Origin of the sequence: Nonomuraea sp. NPDC050547, assembly GCF_044457345.1 — a bacterium.
GTDB lineage: Bacteria > Actinomycetota > Actinomycetes > Streptosporangiales > Streptosporangiaceae > Nonomuraea.
The window spans coordinates 236,778-245,719 of sequence record NZ_JBITGW010000021.1 but is presented as its reverse complement, the minus strand read 5'-3'; the positions used below and the strand labels follow the sequence as shown (position 1 = coordinate 245,719).

The following is an 8,942-nucleotide window of genomic DNA, read 5'->3' as shown; positions in this document are numbered from 1 at the left end:
TCAAAGCGGACCATAGTGGCACGACGTCGGCGGGCAACCACCCCGATTTTCAGCCCGGAACGGGCCTCCCGCTAGGGAGATCAGTGACTAACCCCACACCAACCCGGCGCACCCGGACACCTGGGCATCCGTCTCAACGAGACGAGACAGACCAGGAGCGGCCGCGCCGTCAACGCGTCGCCATGAACGTGTGTGGACACCACGGGCCGACAGCTCGGGTGGACTGCGCGTGCTGACAACTCCGCGGGTGGATCCGGTGTCGGTGGGCCCGCCCAGGGGGTGACCGTGCGCGCGTCGCGGCGGGTCAGCGGCGAGGCGGAGGAGCGTCACCCTGGAAGGGCGGTCACGCCTGACGGCGGGTGGGGGTGGGGCGGCTTGCCGTAACGGACAGGCCGCCCGTAGAAGAGCGGCACACGAAAGACCCGCGCGCAGAAACCAGCACACGCAAGATCTCCGCAGAGCACAACCAACGCGGCTGAGTACCCCCTACTCAGGCGGAGGGGGTGGGCGGGGCGGAGCATCGGCTGCATGACAGCGGCTGAATTCTCGCGTGCCCAGGACCGCTTCCGTATCCCGAGGGCGCGGCGTTTCGACTGGCTTGATCCCGTGGGCCCTCCGCTGCGGCGTTTTCCCGGCCGTGATCGGCGGTTGCCGCTGGTCTGGCCGGATCCGGTCATCCCCGAGTGGCCGGACTTCTGGCCGATCAATCCGCGCGGGTTCCCGCCGCTCCAACCCCCCTCCGGCACCGAACGCCACGAGCTGACCATCCCGGTCTCCCCCACCGACACCCCCGGCGACGACACCCGCTACGAGAGCGCCGACGGCTCCGCCATCCTGCTGCTGCCCCGCTACGACCTCGCCTTCGACCAGGAGGAGCCGCGCATCCTGATCGTGGACCGCGCGGGCACGCCGACGCTGGTCGTGGTGGTCGTGCAGGTTCCGACGGGGCTGGGTGAGCTGCCGCACGAGCTGTCGCTCTCGCTGCGCTACCGGGTGCCCGAGCTGACCGGCGGCTCCGTGGTGGTCGAGGTGGACTTCCCCGTGACCAGACTTGACGGCACCGGCACGGTGGTCTCGGCCGAGCTGCCGCTGACCGGCCCCGGCCTGCGGCAGCAGCTGCTGGCGGCGATGAGCTCGCTGGAGGCCCGCGCGACGGTCGTGGTCAAGCGCGGCATCACGGTCGCGGTGCCCAACCCGATCCTGCTGATCGAGCCGCCGCCGCCCCAGACGTACCGCGAGGTGGCGCTGCTGCTGGAGTGCGTGGCCGGGCCGAGCCCGCTGCTGCTGTCGGACGCCCAGCGCGTACGGCTCGGCGGCGGCACCACCCCGACCGGCGTGCAGGGGATGCGCCGGCTGCGCGTTCAGCACGAGGGACGGGGGCATTCGTTCTGGCAGGACCCGGCCAGGCCCGAGCACTTCTACTTCCTGCCCGACCGGTTCCTGCTGGGGCGGCTGCCCGGGGCCGGACGCCGGCCCGCGCTGAACATCCGGGCGACCAGTGCCGCGCGGGAGGAGGACGTGCGGGTCACGGTCGAGTTCATGGCCAGGCCGGTCGTCTCGACCGAACGGCTGGCCGCGGCCGAGCCGGTGCTGGCCGAGGAGGCCGGGCGGATGGGTTCGACCGCGCCGGTCCGGATGGAGATCCTGCCCGACGCCCAGCCGATGCTGCGCCTGGCGCTGCCGCAGGACGGGGCGGCGCCGTCCGGGCTGACCGAGCGGCCGAAGGCGCAGGTGGGGCTGGAACAGGGCGTCACCCATGCGGAGACGTTCACGCTCGATGACTTCAGGCTCGTGCACGCGGCCTTCTTCGGCGCCTCGCTGAACGTCATGAACGGCGAGGTCAGGGTGGGCGCGGGCGGCGGCCAGCCCGAGGACGTGGAGCTGGAGCTGCGCCTGGACGACACCGCCGGCGACGTCCTGGAGCTGGTGCCGCTGACGGCCGTGCCCAAACGTGTCACCGCCCGGCTGGTGAACGCGATCGAGAGCCCGGTCCGCGTAGACCGGCTGAAGGCCGTGGCCGTCGCCGCCGGCCGGCGGGTGCCGCTGACCGTCGAGGGCGGGCCGGCGGGCAAGCTGCTGGCGCCCGGCGAGGAGCTGGAGATCGCGCTGGTCCCGGCCGAGCCGCTGCCGGACACCGGCGCTTACACGATCGTGCTCGACCAGTCGGGCGTGGCGGTGCAGGTGGACAGGGAGGCGGTCTGGAAGGCGGTCTTCGACGACAGCGCCAAGCCGCGCCTGAGCCGGGAGGTGAGCGTGGTGGCGGTGCCGGCGATGTTCGGCGACCCCTCGGGGGACCGGGTGGCGCTGTTCGTGGTCTCGATCGTGGGCGCGCAGGGGTCGGTGCAGCTCAGCGAGACGGAGCTGAAGGCCACGACGCTCGTCCACGTGCCGGTGAGCTCGCTGCTGACCGGCGCCCCGATCCCGCCGCTGCGCTACAGGACCGAGACCATCTGGCAGTCCGGCCTGGTCGGCGTCAGCCCGGTGCGCGAGACCGACGCGACGATCCTGCCGCCGATCAAGACCCGTCCGAACGCGTAGGAGGAGCGATGAGTGTGCTGCAAGGGCTGCCCGACCTGGGCGCCCCCGCCGGCTCCGGGTTCGCGGCGTTCGGCAGGGAGGGCCTGGTCGTCTCGGTGCCCGACCGCCTGGAGCTGGCCCGCCGCGACGGCGTGCCCGAGCTGCTGGTGTCGTTGGAACGTTCCCTGGTCTTCCCGCCGTCCGGGCTGCTGGAGCTCGCCTTCACCGCGCTGTCGTCCACGCCGGGGGTGCCCGCCGACGTGCGCGAGAGCGTGCTGGAGCTCTCGGTCGTGCTCGGGCCGATCTCACCGCCCGCGGCGCTGGCCGCCGACCAGCTCCTGGGCGCGCGGCTGGCCATCGCGCTGACGCCGGAGGCGGCGCAGGTGATCGCGCGCCTGGTCGAGGACGCCACCCTCCCGATCGACGCCGCGGTACGGCTGGCCGTGCGGGCCGTGGCCCCGAGGGCGGCGTTCCAGACCGAGTTCGACCCCCGTGACCTCGCCGCCCGCCTGGCCACCCGCCTGGGGAGCGGCGCCCGGGTCACCCGCTCCGCGCTGGCCCTGACGCTGGCGGACCTGCTCGGCGCCGGCCCGGACGCGGCCGAGGCGCTGGCGCCGCGCGCGGCGGCGCTGGTGGCCGTGCCCGCCCCCGGCGCCACCCTTGACCTGGTCCTGCGCGCGCCCGCCGAGGTCGACCACGGCTCCGTGCGCCTCGACCTGGCCGAGCCAGCCGCAGTGATCGCCCACCGGGTGCTGTCCTTCGACCCGTTCGCCGCCGCGCGCGAGGTGGCGGGCGGCTCGCTGGACCGGCACGTGCGGCTGATCACCCTGCCCGGTCTGCCAACCGGGCAGGTGCCGGTCCACGTCTCCGCCAACCTGCCGGAGCCGGTCACCGACCTGCCCACGCTCCTGGCGGACGTGCGGATACCTCCCGCGCCGCCCAAGCGTCCGCACGCGGTCTCCGGCAGCCTGACTCTGGATGGAGCCGGCCGTACCGGAACGCTGACGCTGACGCTCGCGGCCGGCGAGCCGCCGTCGGGCGAGGCGCGGCTGCGGGCGCTGATGTCCACGGGCGAGGAGGTCGAAGGGCCGTGGCGGCCGTTCGACCGGCGGCAGATCGTGCTGGACCGCGACGACTTCCCGCTGCCGCTGCGGGTGGTGCTGGCCTCCGACGCGCTGCTGGCGCTGGCGGCGGTGGACGTGGTCAGGCGGTCCGGCCGTACGGCGGGGCGGCTCGCACCGGGCACGCCCACGGTGGCGGTGCCCGATCTGCCCGGCGACCCGGTGGCCAGGCTGGTCATCCGGCCGCTGGGGCGGGGCCGGGTGCTGGAACTGCCGGTGGACGACCGGCAGCGGCTCGACCTGGATCCGGCGGTGCTGCCGGGGTTCGGCGGGCACCGGGCGCGGCTGGTGGCCCTGCGTCCGCCGGTGACCGTCGAATGGGCGCCCGAGGCGGAGACGGAGGTGCGGCGGGTCCCACTGAGCGTGGCGCGGCCGGAGGCGGAGATCGGGTGGACGGCGGACTCGCCGTTCCGGCCGGGCCTGCGCTGGCGGGTGGCGCCGGGGCCGTGGTCGGAGCCGGTGGACGGGCCGGTCATCACTGTGGACCAGGCGGCCCCGGTCGTGGTGGACGGCGTCGAGCTGGTGCCCGACCCGCGGGATCCGAGCGTGTGGGTCTATGTGCCGCCGGGGCCGTTCCTCGACCGCGAGCCCAGCCTCCTGGTGGCGGGCGAGACGGCGTTCCTGCAGCTCACCAGCCGGATCGACCTGCCCGAGCCGGCGAAGGCGGCGCTGCTGGGGGCCCTGGCCGGGCGGGCCGGGCGGGTCCGCGCCCTGCCGGTCACGGTGCCGCGCGTGGCGCTGCAGGTGAAGGAGGACGGCACCTGGCAGGACGTGGCCACCGGCGGCAGTTCGGGGTCGCCGCCCTGGCGGACCGCGCTGTCGGCCCTGCTCGACCCGTCGCGGGCGGAGGCCGTGAAGGCGGCGTTGTCGGGGACGGCGGGGCGGGCTCGCCTGGTCGCCGAGCTGATCGAGTCGGACATCGTCCGCGTCCAGAGCCGCGATCTCGCGGATCTCATCAAGTAGGGAGAAAGCTCATGCTGTTGTTGCTCGAATCCATCCAGACCCCCGACGCCACCGTCTACCGCGACAGCGACAACCCGCTGAAGTTCTACGTCCTGCCGGAAGATCCGTCGATGCGGATGGAGAACGGCAGGCCGGTCTTCAAGTACCTGATCTACCGGACGCTCAAGCCCCTGCCCAACGGGGGCAACGGCGCGGCGCTGGTGTTCATGGACATCGAACTGGCGCTCAACGAGACCCAGATGGCCGCGCTCGCGGTCCTTCTGGCCGAGAAGGTCACGCTGGAACGCGGACCGGGCGCCCAGCCGGTGGACCCGAAGGCGATCGTCCTGAGCAAGCCCGAGTTCACCGCGGGCAGCGTCACCGTGGACATGCTGGGCGGGTCCGGCAATCTCGTGCAGCGCGTCAACCACGCCGGCAAGCCGTCCATGTACGGCAACAACATCGTGGCCATCTCGGCCGAGCTGACCGAGTTCGGCGCGGCGATCTTCGAGGCCGCGATGAAGACCATCGGCGCCGGCGGCGTGCGGGTCACCTACGACCTGTCGTTCGCCGCGCGGCTGCCCGAGGTGCGGGCCACGGGCCGCTGGACGGCCAGCAAGTTCTACAGCTTCGTCCAGCAGGTCGACTTCGAGGAGAACTTCTGGTCCGAGGACGACTTCACCGAGAGCGTCGACGAGATCTTCGTCAACTCCGAGTCGCGCGTCGTGGACATCGACCCCGGTGTGCTGCCGAGCGACCACCCGGTGCTCAACACGATCAGGGGGCTGATGACCCAGCACCTCGACGACGCCATCAAGCGCAACCTCATCGAGGCCATCCCGCCCGAGAACCGCGACTTCTCCAAGGTCCGCGACGCCGACTTCGAGAACATCAAGCGCAGCGTCATGGTCAACAAGTCGTCGGACGTGTTCATCCAGTTCAGGGAGAAGCAGGTCACGACCGTGACCAAGGGCCCGCAGGCCAACGTCAAGTCGCTCGCCGATCTCGGGCTGAACTTCAAGGACTTCTCCCAGGAGGTGGACGCCGACCATCCGTTCCTGCGCCAGCTCAACCTCACCGTCCAGGTCAACGCCGAGTTCGAGGTGCTGCCGATCTTCAGCGTGGACGTGACCATCGACTTCCCGCCGCACACCGCCCAGCACGGGGTCAGGACGTTCACGTTCAGGAAGGCCGACGACGTGGGCAAGTTCGACGCGTTCCTCGACGGGCAGCCGAAGAAGTTCAAGTACCGCTACGTCGTCAACTACAAGGGCGAGAGCCGTACGTTCACCAGCCCGCTCATCGACCACGAGGGCGACGATCTCAAGATCAACATTGATGACCTCGGTCTCTGGATGGTCGACGTCGAGATCGGCGACATGAACTTCGACCAGGTCACCAAGGCCGTCCTGACGCTGCGGCACCCGGAGATCGCGCCGGGCGACCGGCCGGCCAAGACGTTCCAGATCGACAAGAACTTCACCAAGCAGAGCGTCAAGGCGGTGCTGCTGCAGCCCGCGCAGCCGTATGGCGGGTCGCTGAAGTACTTCATGAAGGACGGCAGGGAGTTCGTGCGTGAGCTCGCCGGGCTGACCGACAAGACGTTCATCGTGGACGACCCGTTCTCGGCCAACAAGACCATCCAGGTACGCAGCAGGGGCGACTTCGAGCGTTCCATCGACACGATCTTCATCGACTTCGACTACAGCGAGACGGGCAACGACTTCCAGCAGACCCCGTCGGTGATCATCGACAAGGGCAACCGGGGCGTCAACGTCACCTTCCCCGTCATCGACGAGGCGAACGGCAAGCTGACCTTCCGGGCGATCACCACCTTCCGCGACGGGCGCGTCTCCGACCCCGGGCCGAAGGAGCTGACCGAGCGGACGCTGGTGGTCGGCGAGCAGGCCAACATCCTGAGCGTCACCGTGCTGCCCGACCTCATCGACTGGACCAAGGTCAAGCTCGCGACGGTGGAGCTGACCCACGGGGCGGAGAGCGAGACGTTCGTCTTCCGCAAGGGCGAGGCCACCGAGCGGACCTGGGAGCTGGCGCTGCCCGACGGGGAGAAGAAGGAGTACCGCTGGTTCGCGAAGTTCTTCATGGAGACCGGGGACCCGATCACGGACCGGTCGCCGGAGCCGGTGGACGACGAGAAGCTGGTCGTGGAACTGCCATGATCATCGAGGCTCCGCCGTACTTCATGATCGACGGTGTCACCGTGATGCGGGACCACGCCGACCCACGCCAGTTCTACTACCTGCCGCTGTCGCCCTCCTTCCGGATGGAGGGCGGCGTGCCGGCGTTCAGCCTGCTGAAGTTCTTCTCCGCCTCGGGGACGGGCGGCTTCGCCGACTTCGACGTGCACCTCGGCCTGGGCCCCCAGCAGTTCGCGCAGGTACGCGCAGAGGTCAAGCGGCTGGCCGGGCTGGCCGACGAGCCGAGCCTGGCGCCGCTGCCGGTCTTCGACGGCGGCGTCACGCTCATGCTGTTCGGCCGGCAGAGCGGCGAGAGCGGCGGAACCTTCGTCAAGGCGATCCGGCACGGCGGCAAGCCGTCCCTGTTCGGCGACAACAACGCGGCCTTCTCCGTCGAGCTCGACGCGCGCGGCGTGGAACTGCTCGACCAGGCGATGGAGCTCGCGCTGTCGCCCATCGGCGTCGTCTACCAGCTCGACTACCTGGCCCTTCGCCCCGCCTACCACGTACGGCTGAGCATCGACTGGAACCGGGCCCAGGAGATCCTCGACGAGTCGTTCGGCCAGGAGGGCCTGTTCACCTCCTTCCAGATCCAGGACGTGATGGAGAAGCTGGAGGAGCAGCGGGCGATCGTCTTCGAGGTCGACACCACGGTCCCCGAGGACGCCGACTCCGGCACCTTCGCCGCCCGCAGGGACGCCGCCGCGGCCCGCGCCCGCGACATGATCACCGACGCGTTCTTCGAGAGCTCGCTGGACCCGCTGCGCGAGCCGCCCGACGGCTGGGACCGGGCCCGCGAGGTGGTCCGCTCGTTCTCCCCCGCGCGCAGCACCCCGCTGGGGGTGTTCACCTACAAGAAGACCCACTTCACCAGGATCGACCGCAAGCGCCTGGACGTGAACCTGTCCGAACGCTCCACGGTCCGCCGCACGATCTACCCGCAGGGGCACCTGAGCGGGTTGTTCCGCGAGAGCGGCGGCGTGGACAGGACCAAGCACATCAAGGTGATCAACGCCGACCATCCGTGGTTCCAGCGGCGCCGGGTCAAGGTCATCTCGCACGCCGACTTCATCAAGGACCCGGTGCGCTCGATGACGGCCTTCCTCACCTACCGGGGCGAGGTCAAGAGCGTCCACCTCGACCAGAGCCGTCAGGAGGACACGGTCGAATGGCTCTCCCACGTCGAGGACGGCAAGCTGATCGAACCGGTCGGCCTGCGCTTCGCCGTGGACCTCCACCCCGACCCGACCGGCGAGCGGCCGCACCGGCTGGAGTCGGAGACGACGCAGGTCACCGGCGAGACCGCGCCGATCCAGCCGCGGGCGCTGTTCGCCCAGGAGCAGATCCCGGTCCTGACCCGCGCGTCGTTCCCGTGGGAGCGCTACCCGCTCGTGCAGGTGGAGCTGCGCTACGACGACCCCGTCCACGGCATCCGCCAGCACGACGTCGTGCAGCTCACGCAGAGCAACCCGTCGGACACCTGGGAACGGTTCCTGGTCGGCGAGCCCGCCGGGCCGGTCATGGCGCGGATCACCTACCGGGCCGCCGACAACCGCGACCGGGTCACGCCGCTCGCGCCGGTCACGCAGCCGCTCATCGACGTGCCCGACCCGTTCCCCTCCCGGCTGCGGGTGACGCTGACGCCCGTCCTGGACTGGACGCGGGTGGAACGGGCCTTCGTCGACCTGTCGTACGAGGACCCGGCCAACGGCATCCGGATCGGCGACTCGATCGAACTGGTGCAGGGGCAGCAACCGCGGCAGTTCGTCGCCGACCGCCTGGACGTGACGGTCGAGCGGGTCGGCTACCGGGTCACGATGCTGATGCGGGACGGGAGCGTGGTCAAGGCGCCGCGTTCCAGCACCCTGCGTTCCCAGATCTTCGTCGGCCCGCTTGGCCAGCGGGCGATCGCGGTGCGGGCGCCGGGCGACTTCGACGGCGTCAAGCGGATCGAGGTGGGGGCCAGGACGCCCGGCGGGTTCTCCGACGCGTTCACCTTCGAGTCGGCCGGCGCCAGCGCCGTCTTCGACTACGAGTTCACCACCCAGGCGGACGACTTCTACGAGCTCAGGGTCGAGCGCTTCTTCACCAACGGGCTCAAGTCCACGCGCGACTGGCAGGTGCACGACACCGACGCCGTCGTCGTCTGACCGGGGAGGTCGGG

Annotated in this window: 4 protein-coding genes; all 4 read left to right on the top strand. The window is 71.0% G+C overall.

Going from position 1 to position 8,942, the window contains the following annotated elements:
• Positions 1–528 precede the first annotated feature (528 nt).
• The 4 genes from ACIBHY_RS43200 to ACIBHY_RS43185 are packed head-to-tail and all read left to right on the top strand — an operon-like array spanning position 529 to position 8,928.
• Positions 529–2,538, top strand: a complete 2,010-nt coding sequence (locus tag ACIBHY_RS43200; RefSeq protein WP_397309764.1) for a hypothetical protein — start codon at positions 529–531, stop codon at positions 2,536–2,538.
• A gap of 8 nt (positions 2,539–2,546) precedes the next feature.
• On the top strand, positions 2,547–4,601 hold the full coding sequence (locus ACIBHY_RS43195) for a hypothetical protein (RefSeq protein ID WP_397309763.1): 2,055 nt from the start codon (positions 2,547–2,549) through the stop codon (positions 4,599–4,601).
• 11 nt (positions 4,602–4,612) lie between these two features.
• Positions 4,613–6,760: a hypothetical protein gene (locus ACIBHY_RS43190; RefSeq protein WP_397309762.1), complete on the top strand. Its 2,148-nt coding sequence runs from the start codon at positions 4,613–4,615 to the stop codon at positions 6,758–6,760.
• Positions 6,757–8,928: a hypothetical protein gene (locus ACIBHY_RS43185; RefSeq protein ID WP_397309761.1), complete on the top strand. Its 2,172-nt coding sequence runs from the start codon at positions 6,757–6,759 to the stop codon at positions 8,926–8,928. The genes ACIBHY_RS43190 and ACIBHY_RS43185 overlap by 4 nt, the downstream gene beginning before the upstream one ends.
• Positions 8,929–8,942 lie beyond the last annotated feature (14 nt).

Excerpts from the sequence above, each read along its gene's own strand:
- ACIBHY_RS43195 (WP_397309763.1), top strand. The coding sequence starts at position 2,547 with ATGAGTGTGCTGCAAGGGCTGCCCGACCTGGGCGCCCCCGCCGGCTCC.
- ACIBHY_RS43185 (WP_397309761.1), top strand. The coding sequence starts at position 6,757 with ATGATCATCGAGGCTCCGCCGTACTTCATGATCGACGGTGTCACCGTG.
- ACIBHY_RS43200 (WP_397309764.1), top strand. The coding sequence starts at position 529 with ATGACAGCGGCTGAATTCTCGCGTGCCCAGGACCGCTTCCGTATCCCG.
- ACIBHY_RS43190 (WP_397309762.1), top strand. The coding sequence starts at position 4,613 with ATGCTGTTGTTGCTCGAATCCATCCAGACCCCCGACGCCACCGTCTAC.